15 protein-coding genes are annotated in these 16,957 nt (G+C 62.3%); 3 read left to right on the top strand and 12 right to left on the bottom strand.

Features of this window, described 5'->3' with window-relative positions:
• Positions 1 to 253 (bottom strand): ATP-binding cassette domain-containing protein (locus GOPIP_RS22570; RefSeq protein ID WP_006370749.1); only part of this gene is annotated, 253 nt, incomplete at its 3' end.
• 391 nt (positions 254 to 644) lie between these two features.
• On the opposite strand from GOPIP_RS22570, the gene GOPIP_RS22575 reads away from it, so the two are divergent.
• Positions 645 to 1,883: an NAD(P)/FAD-dependent oxidoreductase gene (locus GOPIP_RS22575; RefSeq protein ID WP_035728767.1), complete on the top strand. Its 1,239-nt coding sequence runs from the start codon at positions 645 to 647 to the stop codon at positions 1,881 to 1,883.
• Positions 1,884 to 1,947: 64 nt separating this feature from the next.
• Here GOPIP_RS22575 and GOPIP_RS22580 read toward each other — a convergent pair whose 3' ends face one another.
• Positions 1,948 to 2,676: a helix-turn-helix transcriptional regulator gene (locus GOPIP_RS22580; RefSeq protein WP_231386706.1), complete on the bottom strand. Its 729-nt coding sequence runs from the start codon at positions 2,674 to 2,676 to the stop codon at positions 1,948 to 1,950.
• Between the two features lie 379 nt (positions 2,677 to 3,055).
• Positions 3,056 to 4,198, bottom strand: a complete 1,143-nt coding sequence (locus tag GOPIP_RS22585; RefSeq protein ID WP_138944166.1) for a response regulator transcription factor — start codon at positions 4,196 to 4,198, stop codon at positions 3,056 to 3,058.
• Between the two features lie 362 nt (positions 4,199 to 4,560).
• On the opposite strand from GOPIP_RS22585, the gene GOPIP_RS22590 reads away from it, so the two are divergent.
• Together GOPIP_RS22590 and GOPIP_RS22595 are read left to right on the top strand one after the other, a co-directional pair.
• Positions 4,561 to 6,012, top strand: coding sequence for an aldehyde dehydrogenase (locus tag GOPIP_RS22590; RefSeq protein ID WP_006372140.1), 1,452 nt, complete (start codon positions 4,561 to 4,563; stop codon positions 6,010 to 6,012).
• Between the two features lie 258 nt (positions 6,013 to 6,270).
• Positions 6,271 to 7,599 carry a cytochrome P450 gene (locus GOPIP_RS22595; protein ID WP_006372141.1) on the top strand — a complete coding sequence of 443 codons (1,329 nt, stop codon included), beginning with the start codon at positions 6,271 to 6,273 and terminating at the stop codon, positions 7,597 to 7,599.
• 332 nt (positions 7,600 to 7,931) lie between these two features.
• Here GOPIP_RS22595 and GOPIP_RS22600 read toward each other — a convergent pair whose 3' ends face one another.
• From GOPIP_RS22600 to GOPIP_RS22640, 9 genes are read right to left on the bottom strand one after another with little or no spacing between them, the layout of a single operon-like run.
• Positions 7,932 to 8,495 (bottom strand): Rv1363c family protein, encoded by a 564-nt coding sequence (locus tag GOPIP_RS22600; protein ID WP_006372142.1) that lies wholly within the window; start codon positions 8,493 to 8,495, stop codon positions 7,932 to 7,934.
• Positions 8,492 to 9,268, bottom strand: coding sequence for an Rv1363c family protein (locus tag GOPIP_RS22605; protein ID WP_006372143.1), 777 nt, complete (start codon positions 9,266 to 9,268; stop codon positions 8,492 to 8,494). Before GOPIP_RS22605 ends, GOPIP_RS22600 begins: the two co-directional genes overlap by 4 nt.
• A complete protein-coding gene (locus tag GOPIP_RS22610) occupies positions 9,244 to 10,656 on the bottom strand; it encodes an MCE family protein (RefSeq protein WP_006372144.1) in 1,413 nt (470 codons plus the stop codon). The genes GOPIP_RS22605 and GOPIP_RS22610 overlap by 25 nt, the downstream gene beginning before the upstream one ends.
• Positions 10,653 to 11,750 carry an MCE family protein gene (locus tag GOPIP_RS22615; protein ID WP_006372145.1) on the bottom strand — a complete coding sequence of 366 codons (1,098 nt, stop codon included), beginning with the start codon at positions 11,748 to 11,750 and terminating at the stop codon, positions 10,653 to 10,655. The genes GOPIP_RS22610 and GOPIP_RS22615 overlap by 4 nt, the downstream gene beginning before the upstream one ends.
• The gene (locus tag GOPIP_RS22620) at positions 11,747 to 12,889 is read right to left on the bottom strand and encodes an MCE family protein (protein WP_006372146.1); all 1,143 of its coding nucleotides are present in this window, start codon (positions 12,887 to 12,889) and stop codon (positions 11,747 to 11,749) included. The genes GOPIP_RS22615 and GOPIP_RS22620 overlap by 4 nt, the downstream gene beginning before the upstream one ends.
• On the bottom strand, positions 12,886 to 13,893 hold the full coding sequence (locus GOPIP_RS22625) for an MCE family protein (RefSeq protein ID WP_006372147.1): 1,008 nt from the start codon (positions 13,891 to 13,893) through the stop codon (positions 12,886 to 12,888). The genes GOPIP_RS22620 and GOPIP_RS22625 overlap by 4 nt, the downstream gene beginning before the upstream one ends.
• On the bottom strand, positions 13,890 to 14,903 hold the full coding sequence (locus GOPIP_RS22630; RefSeq protein WP_006372148.1) for an MlaD family protein: 1,014 nt from the start codon (positions 14,901 to 14,903) through the stop codon (positions 13,890 to 13,892). The genes GOPIP_RS22625 and GOPIP_RS22630 overlap by 4 nt, the downstream gene beginning before the upstream one ends.
• Entirely contained in the window at positions 14,900 to 16,066 is a 1,167-nt protein-coding gene (locus GOPIP_RS22635) for an MCE family protein (protein ID WP_006372149.1), read from the bottom strand. Before GOPIP_RS22635 ends, GOPIP_RS22630 begins: the two co-directional genes overlap by 4 nt.
• The gene (locus GOPIP_RS22640; RefSeq protein WP_006372150.1) at positions 16,066 to 16,935 is read right to left on the bottom strand and encodes an MlaE family ABC transporter permease; all 870 of its coding nucleotides are present in this window, start codon (positions 16,933 to 16,935) and stop codon (positions 16,066 to 16,068) included. The genes GOPIP_RS22635 and GOPIP_RS22640 overlap by 1 nt, the downstream gene beginning before the upstream one ends.
• Between the last annotated feature and the right edge of the window lie 22 nt (positions 16,936 to 16,957).

Here is a 16,957-nt window from a genome sequence, read left to right on the forward strand (position 1 = left end):
CCCCGAACAGCTTGCGGATCTCATACAGTTCCTTGGCCGAACACTGGGTGATGTCGGTGCCGTCGATGATCACCGACCCCTGCTCCGGATGCAGCAAACCGATCAACGTCTTCAAGAACACCGATTTACCGGTACCCGACGGACCCAACAACGCCGACACCTCACCCTCGGGCAAGGTCAACGACACATCACGCCAAATATTCTGCGAACCAAACGACTTCGTCAGATTCGCCACACTCACTTCGACACCCATGGGCTAAGTCCTCCAGTGGCAGGCAGTCGGTACTGCCGGCATTGTTGTCGGCGCAGAACGCGATTCGCAAGATGATGGTGCTTGGAGAGACTAGCAGTCGAGCCGTTGCGCGGGAAGATGTCGCATTTTGCGCACACGGGCTCGAAAGGTAACGATGATCGCGGAAAGAAGCCTGGTCACAGGTGTTGTCGTGGCAAGCGGAAGACTTGAGGTGGTGCGCTGGTGCCTCGCGATCGGGAGACACAATCACTCACCGTGGTGACGCGCAGATCCTGTCCTGGGTCGAGAATTACAGAGATCCTGACACGCCTATGGCCGTCTCTCACGCAATTTCTCGGTGTGGAAAGCGAGTGTCGGGTCACTTATGGTCGAGATCAGTGGATAGGTGGACATGTCACAGAGCGGACAGAGATCGTCGGAGGGTCCGGTCGTCGTCGTCGGTGCCGGACACGGAGGAGCCAATCTCGTTGCGCTATTGAGGCAGGAGGGTTTCTCCGGTGAGATTGTGATGTTCGGCGATGAGCGTCATCTGCCATACCATCGACCTCCGTTGTCAAAGAAATTCATGGATGACGACTTGCTCCGTCAGTATCTTCGTCCCGAGGCGTTCTATGGCGAGAACGGGATCGATCTGCGTCTTGGTGCAGTGGTGACAACGATCGATCCGCAGGCTTGCACAGTCACCACGGCAGACGGAGAAGAGGTCGGGTATGCGTACCTCGTCATTGCCACCGGTTCTCGTCCTCGGCAACTTTCCACGCCTGGAATGGGTTCTGATGGCGTGCTGTCGCTGAGGACAATTGACGACGCCGCCCGACTACGAACGGCGATCGAGCACCACGGACGGCTGGCGATCGTCGGCGGCGGTTACATCGGGCTCGAGGTTGCGGCACAGGCGCGTACTCATGGCGTCGACGTGACGGTTCTCGAACGAGAAAAGCGTGTGTTGGCCCGTGTGGCGAGCCAGGAATTCTCTGAGTTCCTCACTTGCCATCACCGCAATCAGGGAACTGTTATCCGCACTTCCGTTGATGTCACGGAGGTCGTTGAGAAGTCCGGCTCGGTGGCGGCGATCGATCTGGCGGACGGCGAGCGGATCGAGTGTGGATCGGTCCTTGTCGGCGTGGGGGCGATACCGAATGACGACATTGCTGCGGGCGCCGGGATTGCTTGTGATGGTGGGATTCTCGTCGACGGCAACGGATCGACCGGGGTGCCGGGTGTCTTCGCAATTGGCGATGTGACTCGCCGACCGATGGGTGACGGCTTCATGCGCTTCGAGAGCATTCCGAGTGCGCTGGAGCAGGCGAAGCGGGTGGCCGCTATCATTTCCGGTGCGCGTTCACCGCATCCGGAGGTGCCCTGGTTCTGGTCGGACCAGTTCGATCTGAAATTGAAGATCGCAGGGCACGTACACCTGGGGCACAGCTCGCATGTGCGTCACGATGTCAATGGTGGGAAATTCGGGATCTTTCACCTCGACGAGTCTCATCGACTGGTTGCTGTCGAAACTGTCAATGCGTCAGCGTATTTCATGGCGGGCAAGAAGTTCATCGGCGGAGCCGATGTGCTGGATCCCGATGCATTGGCCGACCCCGAGTGTGACCTGCGCGCGTGCGTCGTCCGCTGACCGCTGGGTATAGGGAAGGTAATCTCTGCCGACTCCAAGGGAGGGAAAACCCGGACCGATTCAGTCAGCGCGACCGGTTTCCGTTGTCGAGGTACAGCGAGATTGCTTCGGATCTGTTGACCGCACCGATTTTCCTCAGCACTTTCTTCACATGAGATTTCACCGTCTCGACCCCGATGAACAGGCGTTCGGCGATTTCCGCGTTGGACATTCCTTGAGCGATCAAGCGCATGACCTCGGTTTCTCGCTTTGTCAGCGACTCCTCGATCGCGAAATTGATCGCCGGTGATTGCAGGCGCGGAACCTGTGCGTCGCTGGACGTTACTCCGCCGATCTCGAAGTCTGCGCTGATGATTCGTCCGGCATCTTCGACGACCGCGGTGACGGCCTGGCGGACCGCAGTGTAGTGGCCGACGGCCACCTCTGACCACGCGTCGCGCGAGAAAGCAGCGCCGGCGGCTCCTTGGTAGACCCCGAGGCACTCGAGGTCGCGGCCATCGATCGCCAACGGTGCACGCGCCGCGACGTGGAGCATCCCGATCACCGTGGAAGACGCGAGGATCGGTGCGACAACGTAGTCAGTACTGTCCAACATGTCGGCCATCGCCGGGTGGGCGTGGGCATCGTCTGCCAGAAGTGGCGGGCCGGCGGCTGTCAGGCATGTGTATTCCACCGATCCGGGGCCGGCATCGAAGTCGTGATCGCCAGAGAAATCGGAGTCCGTGATCCCATCGTCGGATGCGCGAGCCGCGTGCGCCGGGCGGACGATGAGGCCCTCGACGTCGGAGTACACCGCCCGCCCGAATCCGCCCGAGGAGATCAACTCCAGACAGATTTGGCGGGCGATCGTCTTGTCTTCGGTACCCGTCAAGCGCCGTATCGAGAATGGCAGCGACCGGATGATCTGCGCCCGTCGTTCGGACATGAATCTCTGGAGTGTCAATTGCAGTGACAACGACTGTGAGATCAACTCTGGCTCAGGCGTGGCCTGACCGGATCCCGGGCTCTTGGCCATCGCACGCTCGGTGGTATCGCGTGCTCTACGCACCACTGACTGGAGCGATTGCGGTGGAGAGGAGTTGGGTGAGGCGAGGTCGAGTGAGGCGCGCAGAGTGGCGTCGACATCGGTCAGGAGAACGCAGGCACGTGTCGCTCCGCTGAGGTTCATGCCTCTATGCGGGGGAATTGTGCGACAACTGTGCGAATCGGGCCACCGCAGCAGAACGAGTGGTGGTACCAAGCTTCTTGGAGATCTGCTTCAAGTGTGATTTCACTGTCTCCTCGGAGATCACCAGCGAGCGGGCGATCTGCGCGTTGGTTGCACCGGTGGTGATGTGCGCGAGCACTTCTCGCTCGCGAGGGGTCAAGAAGCCCATGCCACCACCTGTGGCGGTGGGGGCATTCCCGGTCTCGGGAACCGTGCGTCCGGCCGTAGCGCGCTGCTTCGGGAAGGTTGCGACGTCTGAGAACTGCGACACGATGTCACCGAAGACCCGGTCGACATGCTCGGAACTGAGTTGGATGCGCTCCTGCAGGATGGCGCGTTCGAAGACCGACGAGAGGCATTCACCCAGAGTGCTGACGACGGTGAGGTCGCCGCCTGACACCTCCGAACGTCCGTGCGGCCGGTCGGCGTGCAGAATACCGATCACCCGACCCCGCGACACGATGGGTGCCGCGACGTAACCGTGGGACTGCGCCACTGCCACAATTTCTTTGAACGTCCGTTTGTCGTTCGATGCACGTTCACTCATGGTCGGGGTGCGCCCACGGACGATCTCGGTTTCGAGTGGCGCGTGTGACAACGGGATGCGTGCCCCGTCGACGTAGGAGAGGAAGTCGTCGTTCTCCGGGCTGTCGTCGTCCTCGATGTGCAGGTGTCGGGGCATCCACACGGCGGAGCGGACGGAGGAGATCATTGCGCGGCCGAACATCAGGTTGCGGCACATTCGGATCGGTATTGCCGCGATCAACTCCTCGGTGCTGGATTCGAGCAGATCTCCCACCACATGACGGATCTCACCGAGGGCCTCGACGGCTCGGCGTACGTCGAGGTCCAGGAGGGCCGACTGGTCGTTGTGGATGGTGAAGAGGAGCCGACATGCGTCCAGTCGCTGGTCGGTGGTGATCTGCGATCGGGTGACGAATTGCTCGAGACGAGTTCGAACATTGGTCAACATTCCGTCGAGTTCGCTGCTCGGCAGGGGCGCCTGCGGCCCGAGGAATTCCAGGCAGGCATGGACGTGCCCCCAAGCGACCTCAACGATTCGCCGATCGGCACGAACCTCGGGGCGATGCTCCACGGTCTGCGCCACGACGGAAGGTTCACGGTTCACGTCTATCCTCTCTCGTTGAGACCTACATCACTATAGATGCTTAATATGCCTCACGGCGCACCCGTAATCAAATGGTTAGACCAAGAAAAACGTCAACCTCCCTCGTCCGCGGGAGTCGGCGGGGGATGTTCGAGGGAATCGGGCTACGAAACCTCGTCACAGCCGCGCGGCGGTTCCTACGCTGCTCGATATCGGGACACGGCTACCGGGTCGGTCAGTGCCGAGGTGAGAACCCGGGCAGGTGTGCATGTTTCGCCGATTCTGTGATTCGTGACCGACATTGCCGGTGGTCGCTCTGCGCCTGCCGCCTCATCATCGCCGACCGGAGGACGAAGGACTCCATGACGAATGCAATCGAACGAGACAGCCTGTTCATTGGTGGTGGCTGGAGGTCGCCGGAGGGCGGCGGGCGGATCACGGTGATCTCGCCCAACACCGAACAGGCCCTGGGTTCGGTTCCTGAGGGTGCCGAGGGTGATATCGATGCTGCGGTTGCCGCGGCTCGTGCCGCATTCAGCGATCGGTCTGGTTGGGGCGGGTGGACGGCGGCGCAGCGTGCTGATGCGATGGAGCGGCTGGCCGATGAACTCGACAAGCGGTCTGCCGAACTGGCTCGAGCGGTCAGTAGCCAGAACGGCATGCCGATCGCGATCGCACAGCAGCTCGAGGCAGTGTTCCCGCAGTTGCTGCTGCGGTACTACGCCGGGCTCGCCCGGGAATACCCGTTCGAGGAGACCCGTCCGGGTCTGCTGGGTGGATCCACCCTGGTCACCGCCGAGGCGGTTGGTGTGGTTGGTGCCATCGTGCCCTGGAACTTCCCGCAGGCGCTGGCGGCATTCAAGTACGCGCCAGGACTCGCGGCGGGTGCGACGTTCGTCCTGAAGCCCTCGCCGGAGACGGTGTTCGACAGCTACGTCTTCGCCGAGGCTGTCGCTGCAGCCGGAATCCCGGACGGGGTGATCAACATCGTCCCGGGTGGTCGGGAGCTGGGCGCCTACCTGGTGGCGCACCCGGGGATCGACAAAGTGGCGTTCACCGGATCGAGTGCCGCCGGCCGGAGTATCTCCGAGGTTTGTGGACGTTTGTTCCGCCCGGTCACGCTGGAACTCGGCGGTAAGTCCGCGGCCATCATTCTCGACGATGCCGATCTCGATCTCGCGAAGATCGGTGAGCAGATCTTCGGCGCCACCTTGCTCAACAACGGGCAGACGTGCTTTCTCAGTACCCGAATTCTCGCGCCTGCCGCGCGGTACTCGGAGGTGGTCGACACCCTCACCGGGCTCGCGGCCTCGCTTCAGGTGGGTGACGCGCTCGATCCGGCCACGCAGATCGGGCCGATGGCGACCTCGCGTCAGCGCGAGCGGGTGGAGTCCTACATCGCCAAGGGCAAGGGCGACGGCGCACGGCTGACCACCGGTGGCGGGCGACCGGAGTTCACCGAGCAGGGCTGGTTCGTCGAGCCCACCATCTTCGCCGACGTCGACAACAACTACGCGATCGCCCAGGAAGAGATCTTCGGGCCAGTGCTGTCGATCATTTCCTACGACGGTGATGACGATGCCGTCGCGATCGCCAACGCCAGCGACTACGGGCTCGGCGGCTCGGTATGGACCTCAGACCATGATCACGGTGTAGCAGTTGCCCGTAGAATCGCCTCGGGCACAGTGGGTATCAACGCTTACCTGCCCGACCCCACCGCCCCGTTCGGTGGCATCAAGGCTTCGGGTATGGGGCGTGAACTCGGCCCCGAAGGTTTGGCGGCGTACTTGGTCAAGAAGTCGATCTACCTGTGACACGGCCTTCAACTCTATGAGGCTGACTGCGACGACGGCTGGCGCATCCTACTCGGGTGCGTCGGCCGTTGTCGTTGCGCAGCAATGTCGTTGTGCGGCAATGGTAATCACCTGCCGTTTCCCGACCGTCGGCCGATGCGATTCCCCCTGCGAGGGGCCGTGATGTACCCAGCACGGGTGATGCGCATCACCGCTGGACTGACAAGAATGTAGGTAGGGCCTTGGCCTGAAACTTTCGACAGCTTAAGAGGAGTAGGTATGACGTCAACGACGAGTGCGGCGCGCGCGACCACGGTTCCCCGGGAGATCGCCGAGCAGATCATTCTGCCGGAGGGGCATCGAGACGAGGTAGCGCTGTTCAATGCGTATCGGTGGCTGCGTGAGAACAATCCGTTGGGTGTCGGCGAGGTCGACGGATACCAGCCGATCCACCTAGTCAGCAAGCACGCCGACATCATGGAGATCGAACGACAGCCGCAGATCTTCTCCAGCGGCGGCGGCGAGAACAAGGGATCGGAAAACCCGATCCTGACGAATATCGCCGGTGACGAGTTCACCAAGTCGATCAACAACGGAAGTCTGCGCATCCTGGAAACGCTGACCTATCTCGATCCGCCCGAGCACACCGTGATCAAAGACATTGCCGCGGACTGGTTTCGTCCGAACAACCTCAAGCAGTGGGAGAACACCATCCGCGCGCTGGCCCAGGAGTCGGTGAGCACCCTGGTGGCAGGTGACGGGCGCATCGACTTCGTCAAGGACTTCGCCATCTCCTACCCGTTGCACGTCATCATGAGTTTGTTCGGAGTGCCCGAGTCCGACGAGCCGCGCATGATGACCCTGACCCAGGAGTTCTTCGGGACCGCCGACCCCGACGCCGTCCGCGAGGACGTTGCACCCATGACACCGGAGGCGGCAGCCCAGCAATGGGCAGCAACGATCGGTGACTTCTTCGCGTATTTCGAGGGCCTGCTGCAGGATCGGCGTGCGACGCCGCGAGACGACCTCGCCACCTTGATCGCCACCGCGCGTAATGAGGACGGCGAATACTTCCCGCCGCAGGTCGCTTACGGCTACTTCATCGCGATCGCGACCGCAGGGCACGACACAACCTCCTCGACGCTGGCCGGCGGTGTTCACGCACTCTCGCAGAACCCGGCATTGCTCGAGCGGGTCAAGGGCGATCTCTCGCTGGTGCCCAACCTGGTCAATGAATCCCTGCGCTGGGCGTCGCCGGTCAAGCATTTCATGCGCACGGCGTTGGAGCCGTACGAGCTTCGGGGCCGCCGAATCGAACCGGGTGACCGCTTCATGCTGCTGTATCAGTCGGGTAATCGTGACAGCGATGTGTTCGACGAGCCCGACACCTTCAACATTGACCGCAGGCCCAACAAACACATTGCGTTCGGCTACGGTCCGCACATGTGCATCGGCCAGCACCTGGCCAAGATCGAGCTGCGGATCATGTTCGAGGAATTGCTGCCCAAGATCGGCAAAGTTGAGGTCACCGGTGACACCAAGGTCATTCAGACCAACTTCGTCGGCGGTCTGAAAAACATGCCGGTGGCGATCGACTTCGTCAGCTGATACCGGTAGCCACCCCCAACAGCGGCGGTCGGGCGATAGTCGCCCGGTCGCCGCTGTTCGTCGTGCCCGAGCACGGCGTGCACGGTGCTTCTCACTCCTTTGGCGGAATCTGCCATCTCGTCATCGGCGTTCTTCGGCCATCGCCCGCGCTGTCGTTCTGATGGACACCGACTGCCCTCTTCTCGACGTCGATGCGTTCTCGATGGTGTTCGGACAACCGGCTCGCGAGTCCCACTCATTCGCATGATCGGGGCGTGCCGAGCCGCTGGTGACGGGTAACGGGCCCGGGCGCGAAATGTGCGTCCGGGCCGTCGGCTATCGAAGAGTGACGATCACACCGGCTGGAGTCCGCCGATCTTCCACTGATCGCCCGAGCGGACGGCAGTGATCTTGATGCGACTTCCGTCGATCTTCGGAGTCGGATCGTCGGTGCTCGTCGTTGTCTGGTTGATGAACATCAGGACGCTGACGGCGTCATCGGTGGACGAGATGACGCCGGCTTCGGCGATCTTCGCATTCGTGACGATGTGATGCTGGGTCGCCGCGGGAATGATCGACGAGGTCGTCAGGTTGGTGAAATCGTCGCGGAACTTGCCGGTGAGCAAATCGTACTTCGCGGCGAACTCCTTCTTCAGATCGCCATTGCCGTTGTAGGACAGCAGGTTCGGTACTCCGGCGCGCATGGCCGCGAGTGCCTGGGCGCGATCGTCGCGCTGCTGGTCCTGAGTGCGGACCTGGTAGGTGAAGTAGCCGGTGACCGCGAGTGCCGCGACAGCGACGACGCAGAGCGTGGCGAAGACGATCCGAGCGCGTACGGTGGACACGCGGTTGATCGAGCGGGCCAGGGCCGTGCCGCCACGTCGCAGTGGCGCGAAGAGCGGGGTGAGCTTACTCATGACACGAACTCCACATCCGAAACCAGCCAACGGTCGCCGACGTGTGCGAGTTGGAGCTTCATCCGGTAAACCCGCGGCTGGCCTTCGGGCGCCTCGGAATTCTTGACCTGCGAGGTCACCGCCGCGATCACGGTGGCCGTGTCATCGCTGGAGGACAGGATCGAGATCGCGCTGGCCTCGCCGGTCGAATCGACCTGCCCCTGTTTGAGTACGGCGGCGAATCCGCCGGTGGAGTCCCCGATCTGGTTCAGGAACTCTCCGGTCGCGCCGTCCCGGATGCGCTGCACATCTGCGTCGGCGCTACCGTAGCGCAGCGTCACGAGGTTGGCGACCTCCTGGGTTGCGGCAGCGGTGATCTCGTTGTCGCGTGCGGTGGCGGCGTTATCGGCCATGTAGGACCTGCCGAGGAGCACTGCGGCGGTGATGGCAGCGATGGCGATGACGAGGCTGCCCACAAAGTAGACGGCTCGACGCGAACCGTGTGTAGCGGAGTCGGATTCGGTGGCCTCGGCGGATTCCGCGGACTCGCCTTCATTCGACTCGTCGTCTGAGCCGCCGTCGGGCGGGCCGTCTTCGTCGGTGGCCGAACTGGTTTCGTCGCCGACCGGATCGTCATCATCGATGACCGATTCGGAGTCGGCACGCGCCGTGGTGTTCTCGTCGGCGCTCGACTCGGTATCGGTGTCCGGGCCGGTGCGAGAAGTCACGGGTTCTGTGGTTGCGGTCTCGACGGTGTCGGAATCGGTGGCTAACGCGGGAAGAGTTGTTGCCATTGGGTGATCACTCCTTTGTCATTCGGTGCCATGATCAGATTCCCGATCTGAAGCGTGGTTCCGTCAGGTGTCCGAAAACGTCCGGTCTGCGGGTCGTAGGGAACAGCGATGGTCGATCCCGATGTCGGCCGTTCGCCCGGCGTGGGTGAGCCACCGGCCACCGGCGCTGCACCGGTCAGGCGGGCCAACATCTGTGGCCAGGTGGACGGTAGGCCGTCCGGGCACTGGGCCAGATCGGCGGTGCGCACGCTGGGATCGGTGGCGCACGGAGCATTTCGGATACCGCGGACCACCCGTGGATCGTCCTTGGGCAGTGTGCAGTATTCGGTGGCCGACGGATTCACCGGACTGAGATCGCTGGGATCACGGCGTTGGGTGTCCTGGTATCCCTGTGTACAGGACGGGGGGTTGCTGCTGTTAAATAGTTTGACGTCGAGATTGCCTTGCCCGGAGAGCAGGTCGCCGGGACTCTGCATACCCCGTTCCATCGCGTTGACCGCGGTGGCAACCGCGGGGTAGACGACCAGGATGTGTCGCAAACCGGGAACGTTGACGCGCAAGACCTCTCCGGTCGACTGCAAATTGGCCAGCAGAATCGGTAGCGACGGAGTCAGGTCGCGGAGTGTGCCGCTGAACGTGTCGAAGAAGGGGGCACCGGTGCGCAGCGTCGTCTGAATGGTGTTGTCGCTGAGTGCCAGCTGACGGGTGAAGGTGTCGAGGTTGGTGGCAATCGCCGAGATCTGGGGGCCGGTGTCGTCGAGTTGGGACAGAACCGGATTGGCGTCGGTGATCAGGCTGGTCGTAGCGCCGAGGTTGCGCTGGGCCTGACCGACCAATTGACTGGCCGCGACCAGAGCTTTATTCAGATCCGGACCGACATCGTTCAACGCCACCGACGACTCGTCGACAACAGTGCGCAGCGAGTCCTTCGGGACCGCTTGGAGGAGCCCGTAGACTTTCTCGATGACCTGGGTGGCCGGGATCGGAATGTTGGTGTTGCTCTGCTGAATACGGGAGCCGTCGGCCAGGTTCGGTCCGCTTGCGTTGGTGGGCACCAGGTCGATGAACTGCTCGCCGGCGGCCGAGACGCTTCGGACGTACGCCTGGCTGTTGGCCGGAATGTGATTGTCGGACTTGATCTGCAAGCGTGCGGTGGCGCCGTTGACCCCGGCATCGAGGCCGGTGACGACGCCCACGTCGACGCCACGGTAGGTGACGAGCGCATTCGGATACAGCCCGCCGGCGTCGGCCAGATCTGCGGTGACGGTGTAGGTTCCGATGCCGGTATAGCGTTGGAATCCGCCGTAGGCATACCCGGTGTATCCGACGGCGCAAATCGCGACGATCGCGAAAACGGCGAGTTGCACTTGTACCAGACGAGATCTCATCGATGTGTGCCGTTCTGTGTACTCAGCGGAGCGCGCAGCGGGTCGGCATTGCCGCGTGCCGGTGCCTGGTTCGGGGCGCGGGTGATGCTCGGGATGACGACCTTCGCTAGTTTGTCGGCGCTGATATCCAGGGTGAGAAAGAGATTCATGTAATCCCCACGCAGTCCCCGGGATGCTGTGGTGACCGGGAAGGGGATCGTCAGTGCGATCTTGAGTGCCTCGGTGAGGTTCTTTCCGGAGTTGGCCAGTTGCCCGAGGATCGGGGGCAGGTCGGAGATGTCACCGACCAGGTTGTCACGACTGCGACCGAGTACCCCGGTCGCCGCGTCTCCGAACTGGCCGAGCGAGGTGAGCATCTGGACCAGTTGGCCTTCCTGTTCGTTGAGGATGTCCAGGGCGGGTTGGATCGAGTCGATGCCGGTGGCGATGGTGTCGGTCTGTGTCCTTAGCTCGTCACTGAGTTGCGCCAGGCTGTCGAGTGCACGCTGAATGTCATGGCGCTGGTTGGACAGATTCGCGACAAAGGTGTTGAGCCGGGTGACAAGACTGCGGGAAGCGTCCTCACGACCGTTGACGACGCGATTGAGTTGGCCGGTGATGGTACGCACCAGCTGTAGGCCCGACCCGTTGAGAATCAACGACAGCGACGACAGCACCTCTTCGACGGCGGGGTACTCGGTGGTGTCCTTGAGTGGAATGCTCATGCCGTCGCGTAGCTGGCCGCGGCCCGGTTGGTCCTGGGGGAGAACGAGTTCGACGTATTGCGATCCGAATAGGCTCGTCTGGGCCAGCGACGCATCGACATTGGCGGGGACATGTGCGTCGTCGTCGATCTCCAGGACGGCTTGGGCGATCCAACCGTTGAGTGAGATCGATCGGATGTTGCCCACCGTGGCGTTGTCGAACTTGACAGGTGAATTTCCGACGAGATTCTGCACATCGGAGAACTGCACGTTGACCCGGTAGGTGTGCGACGACGACGTGTTGCCCGGGAGGGCAAAGGAATTGATCCCGTTGAACGAACATGCCCCACAGGCGCTGACGGCCAGTAGCGCGCACACCGAGGCCCGCAGTCTGTGCAGTGACGGCTTCACCGGTGTCCACCTCCTTGAGCGTTGGTCTGTGCAGTGGCCGTCGCAGCGTTGCGCTGCAATTGTGTGATGGTGGTGCGGCATTGGTCGGCCGGAGCATTCACCGTTGTGAGCAGTGCGCAGATCAGCGAGCGCGGGTCGGGGATGTCGGGTATGCCCAGGGCCCCGGTCAGGGAGTTCGCCTTGGGGTCGTAGATGTTGTAGAAGTCCGACAATGCGGTGGGTAGCCCGTGGAGTATCTCTGCCAGTGTGTCCATCCGGTTGACAAGCAGTCCAGTGATGGTGTTGGCCTTGCCGACGTCACCGACGAGCGCGGCGCGATTGGTGTCGAGGAACGTCTTGACCTGATCGAAGGTGGTGTTGAGGCTGGTGAGTAACGAGTCGAGTTGCGTGCGATTGTCGGAGAGTACTTCTGAGAAGCCTGCGAGTTGAGTGGTGAAAGCGCCGATCTGCTGATCGGATTCGGCCAGTGAGGAGGTGACGGTGGAGAGGTTGCGTACCGTGGCGAACAGGTCGTTGCCTCCGTCGTTGAGAGTGGTCGTCGCCTTGGACAGCTGGGTGAGCGCCTCGCGGAGCAGAGTTCCATTGCCGCGCACCGTTGACGCGCTGGCGTTGAGGAATCGGTTGAGTGAGCCTTGCTGGTCCTGATTCGAGGGACCGAGATCGTCGGACAGTTGCACCAGTTGCTGTTTGATCTCGTCGAACTCCACCGGGGTTGCGGTGCGATCGATCGGGATCGAACCACCGTCAGCCATCTGCGGGCCACCCGTGTAGGCGGGTGCCAGCTGCACATATCGGCCCGAGACGAGGGTGGGAGCAATGATCGCAGCCTGGGCCTGGGCCGGGACGGCATATCCCTTGTCGAGGGTCACGTCGACGCTGACGGCACCGGCGCCCGGTGTGATCTTGTCGACCTTTCCCACGGGAACACCGAGGATCATCACCCGGTCGCCGACGTAAAGGCCGGCCGAGTTGCGGAAATTGACCGACAGGCGGGTGGCACCGGAACGGGCGATATACATCGCTGTGACGCCGGCGACGACGATCATCGCCACCAGTACGATGAGGATCCTGCCGGGGATGGTCGTGGCCACCGAGGTGGCCGATCGCCTCGCGCGGGCGGCTCGTCGGCGTGCGCTCATCGAGGGGCTCCTGGGCTCAGGGGTGTCTGCCCGGGGAGGGTGGCGGGCACGATGTTCTGGAGAAGGACGTTGAAGAAGGGGCCGGTGCCCACCGCTTCACCGAGCTGATAGGTGAAAGTCTTGAGTCCCGAGATCGATTGATCGATGTTCTGGTAGTTGCGATTGAGGAGATCGAGTACCGAGTTCAACTGATCGAGAGTCGGTTTCATCGTGGTGCGGACGTCCTGCGACAATCCGGACAGTGCGTCGGAAATCTGTTGAGCCTGCACGATGACCTGATGGATGGTCGTCGCACGCTGGTTCAGCGCCGAGAACAGCGCCGCACCCTGACCCATCATTGCCGAGATCTGGTTGTTGCGGTCGGCCAGAATCTGGGTGGTCTCTGCAGAGTTCGTCAGCAGGCTGCGTAATTGTTGATCACGAGAGGCGATGGTGGTCGACAGCCGCGTCACTCCCTCCAGCGAGCTCCGCAGGTCGTCGGGTAACGCGTTCTGGATGTCGGTGAGCTGGTCGAGTGCGGCCGACAGCGTGGGCTTGTCGGTGTGCGCCACCCGCTGGGTGAGCTCTTGGAGACTGTTGGTGATGTCATAACCAGAAGTGGTGCGGGTCAACGGGATGACGGCGCCGTCCGACAGGGAACCCGCTCCGCTCGGAGTGAGATCGACAAAGCGCTGTCCGAGAGCTGTTTTCACCTTGATGGCAGCAGTCGTGTCGGTTCCGAGATTCTGCTTGTCGGTCTCCACGTCCATCGTCACACGCACCCGATCTCCGCTGAGTTCGATCTTCTTGACGGTGCCGACCTGCACTCCGGCGATCATCACCGGGTCGTCGGTCATCAGGCCGCTGGCGTCACCGAACTCGCCGACGATCTTGTCGTGGCTGTTGATCACCGGGATCGAGCGGAAATTGAAGGCGAGCACCAGCACGGCGACGACAAGCAGCGTTCCGACGATGCCGAGGGTGATGGGGTTGCGTTCGGTCATCGACTTGTGGATGTCGATCATGGTTGGCACCTCGATGCGGGAGCTGTGAACATCGGAGTCTGGTCGGCCTTTCCGGGGCCGTACTTGATCGCGAGCCCGCAGACGAAGAAGTTGACGAAGCTGCCGTAGGAGGACGCCCGTCCGGTCAGCCGGTAGGTTTCGGGTAGATCCGCCAGGATCGTCGACAGGGTGTCAGCGTTGGCATTCAGGTTGCCCGACAGCCGACCGAGCTGACCGATGCTGTTGGCCAGATCCGGCCGCACCGAGGTGACGACGTCGCCGAGAGCCACGGTGAGGTCATCGATCTTCACCAGTGAGCCGCTGATCGAACCACGGTCTTGAGAGAGACCGCGCACCAGGTTGGCCAGTCCGTCGATCAAATCGTCGAACTTCTGATGGCGATTGTTGATCGTCTGGAGCACCTCGTTGAAGTTGTCGATGATCTTGCCGATCGCCTGGTCGCGGTCGGACAGGGACGTGGTGAGCACGGTCAGTTGGTCGACAAGTGTCGAGACCGCGGTCTCCTGGCCGTTGAGCACGGCGATCAACGAAGTCGCCAGGCTGTTGGCCTGATTCGGGTCCAGGCCCTGCAGAAGCGGTTTGAATCCGTTGACCACCTGATCGATGTCGAGCGCCGGGGTCGTGTCGGCCAGCGGTATCTCCCCACCGGGATCGAGCCAGATCATGTCTCCTGCGCCTTGGCGTAACTCGAGGAATCTGTCCCCGATGAGATTCTTGTAGCGGATCAGGGCCAGGGTTCCCCGGGTCAAACGGTGGTCCTTGTCGACGGTGAATGTGACGATGGCGTGGCCGGCACCGTCGAGTTCGACTCCGCTGACGCTGCCGACCGGTACGCCCGCGATGCGGACCTCCGAGCCGTCGGAGATACCCGATGCCGAGGCGAATACGGCACGATAGCTTTCAGACGGTCCGAAGCGCAGATTGCCCGCAAGCACTGCGACGAATGCACCGGAGATGAGGGTGATGACGAGGAATGCACCGAGTTTGAGCAAGGTGGCGGTGATCTTCATCGGCCCACTCCGTACAGCATCGTGGCCAAGGGATTTCCGACCAGGTCGTCGGGACTGTTGATGGGGCGGTAGGCATCGCTGCCGTCGTCGAAGGCGATGTGCGGAGTCGGCGAGGCTGAACTCGCATAACAGCTCGGCGCGGTGCCGGATAGACCGACCTTCGGGAGGTTGTCGGGATAGGTGTACGGCGGATTACCCATCAGAAGTGTGCTCACCACGTTGAGACCCGGTCGCGCGCTGCCTCCGACTGTTCGCTCGAGATACTGGTTCGTCAGTGCGAGATTCGACAGGAAGCACGGGTAGATCGGGCTGAATTCGTTGAGCAGGTTGAGTGGTGCATTGAGGGAGCCCGCCGCTCGCTCGAGAGGGATGCCGCCCCGGACGAAGAGATCCCGGCCGGCCTGGCCGAAGTCGCTGAAGCTGAGGACGAATGCGGTGAACTGCGCTTGATTGCGGGACAGAGTGCGTGCGGTCACCGACGCCTGTCGCACCGTGAACAGCAGTTCCGGTGCGGCAGAGGATAACCGGTCGGCCACACTTGCGCCGACCCGCAGATCTGAACGCAGCGCTCCGAGATAAGGATTGAAATCGCCGAGGTACTCGTTGAGCTGATCGACCAAGGTACCCACCCGGTTGCCGGTTCCGGCCAAAGCGGTGGACAGATTGGTGGTCACCGTACTGACCCGTTGTGGGTCGATCTCTTTCATCACCTCGACCAGGGACGCCAACAGGTCGTTGACTTCGGTCGTCACCCTGGTGGCAGAGATGACGTCACCCCCGGACAGATGCTCGGGGTCGGAGCTCACGGGAGGGACTAGGGTGACGAACTTCGGACCGAGCAGGGTGGTCGGGTCGATGGCCGCGGTCACATTGGCGGGGATGTGAGCCGCCTGGTCTGTGTCCATCGCCAAGGCAATGTGAACCGTGTTGTCCTGAAATGTGATTCGGCCAACCTGTCCGACAACGACGCCGTTCAGCTTGACGTCGCTGCCCTTCTCGAGCATCAACCCGGTGCGGTCGGTGACCAGGGTGACGTCGGTGGTGTCGTTGAATGAGCCCTTGTACAAGCTGATCGACAGAGCGACGGCTCCGATGATCGCGACGATCAACAAGAGGCCGAGCGCCACATTGGCGCGGCGGCTGAGTTCGGCGAAATGGTTCATCAGCCCGACACCCGCACTGCGCCCGAGGGGCCGCCGTAGACTGCCAGACCCACCAGTAGATCGATCAGCATGACCGCGATCAGCGATGTCCGAACCGCTCGTCCCACCGCGACGCCGACGCCGGCCGGCCCACCGTGAGCGTTGTACCCGTGGTAACAGTGGACACACATGACCACGATCGCCATCAGTAGGACCTTCACCGCCGACCACAAGACGTCTTTGGGGATCAGGAAGACGCTGAAGTAGTGGGCGTAGGTGCCACTGGCCTGGCCGTAGAGGACGACGGTGACGAATTGGGTTGCGGTGTAACCCACCAGCAACGAGACGGCATAAAGCGGGATCACCGCGATCGTGCCGGCGATGAGCCGAGTGGTCACCAGGAAGGGCAACGACGGAATCGACATGGTCTCGAGTGCGTCGATCTCCTCACTCACCCGCATTGCTCCGAGTTGTGCGGTGAAACCCGCGCCCACAGTGGCGGTCAACGCGATACCGGCGATGGCCGGGATGGCTTCGCGGGTGTTGAAGAAGGCCGAGATGAAGCCCGCGAAAGCTCCGAGGCCGATGCGGCCGAGTGACGACGCACCCTGCTGTCCTACCTCGTAACCGACCGCGGTCGAGAGCATTGCGACGATCACGACGGTTCCGCCGATGACCGCGAGTGCTCCACTGCCCATGGAGACCTCGGCGAGTAACCGTAGGACTTCGATGCGGTATCGGCGAATTGTTCGGGGGACGGCGGCGACGGTCTGCGCGTAGAACGAGAGCTGCATGCCCATGCCGTCGAGTACACCGACCGGAATCTCGGTCGCTTTCTGGCTCGCCTCGACAATTCGGCCGCGTGAGGGACGGCTGTGGATCGTTGTCATCGTGATTCTCCGTTGTCGATTC

The organism is Gordonia polyisoprenivorans NBRC 16320 = JCM 10675, assembly GCF_000241325.1.
In the GTDB taxonomy this organism is placed as follows: Bacteria; Actinomycetota; Actinomycetes; order Mycobacteriales; family Mycobacteriaceae; genus Gordonia; species Gordonia polyisoprenivorans.

Bases quoted from the DNA above. Each gene is read 5' to 3' on its own strand.
- GOPIP_RS22640 (WP_006372150.1), bottom strand. From the start codon at position 16,935: ATGACAACGATCCACAGCCGTCCCTCACGCGGCCGAATTGTCGAGGCG.
- GOPIP_RS22605 (WP_006372143.1), bottom strand. From the start codon at position 9,268: ATGGCAACAACTCTTCCCGCGTTAGCCACCGATTCCGACACCGTCGAG.
- GOPIP_RS22635 (WP_006372149.1), bottom strand. From the start codon at position 16,066: ATGAACCATTTCGCCGAACTCAGCCGCCGCGCCAATGTGGCGCTCGGC.
- GOPIP_RS22625 (WP_006372147.1), bottom strand. From the start codon at position 13,893: ATGATCGACATCCACAAGTCGATGACCGAACGCAACCCCATCACCCTC.
- GOPIP_RS22630 (WP_006372148.1), bottom strand. From the start codon at position 14,903: ATGAAGATCACCGCCACCTTGCTCAAACTCGGTGCATTCCTCGTCATC.
- GOPIP_RS22610 (WP_006372144.1), bottom strand. From the start codon at position 10,656: ATGAGATCTCGTCTGGTACAAGTGCAACTCGCCGTTTTCGCGATCGTC.
- GOPIP_RS22600 (WP_006372142.1), bottom strand. From the start codon at position 8,495: ATGAGTAAGCTCACCCCGCTCTTCGCGCCACTGCGACGTGGCGGCACG.
- GOPIP_RS22620 (WP_006372146.1), bottom strand. From the start codon at position 12,889: ATGAGCGCACGCCGACGAGCCGCCCGCGCGAGGCGATCGGCCACCTCG.
- GOPIP_RS22595 (WP_006372141.1), top strand. From the start codon at position 6,271: ATGACGTCAACGACGAGTGCGGCGCGCGCGACCACGGTTCCCCGGGAG.
- GOPIP_RS22575 (WP_035728767.1), top strand. From the start codon at position 645: ATGTCACAGAGCGGACAGAGATCGTCGGAGGGTCCGGTCGTCGTCGTC.
- GOPIP_RS22590 (WP_006372140.1), top strand. From the start codon at position 4,561: ATGACGAATGCAATCGAACGAGACAGCCTGTTCATTGGTGGTGGCTGG.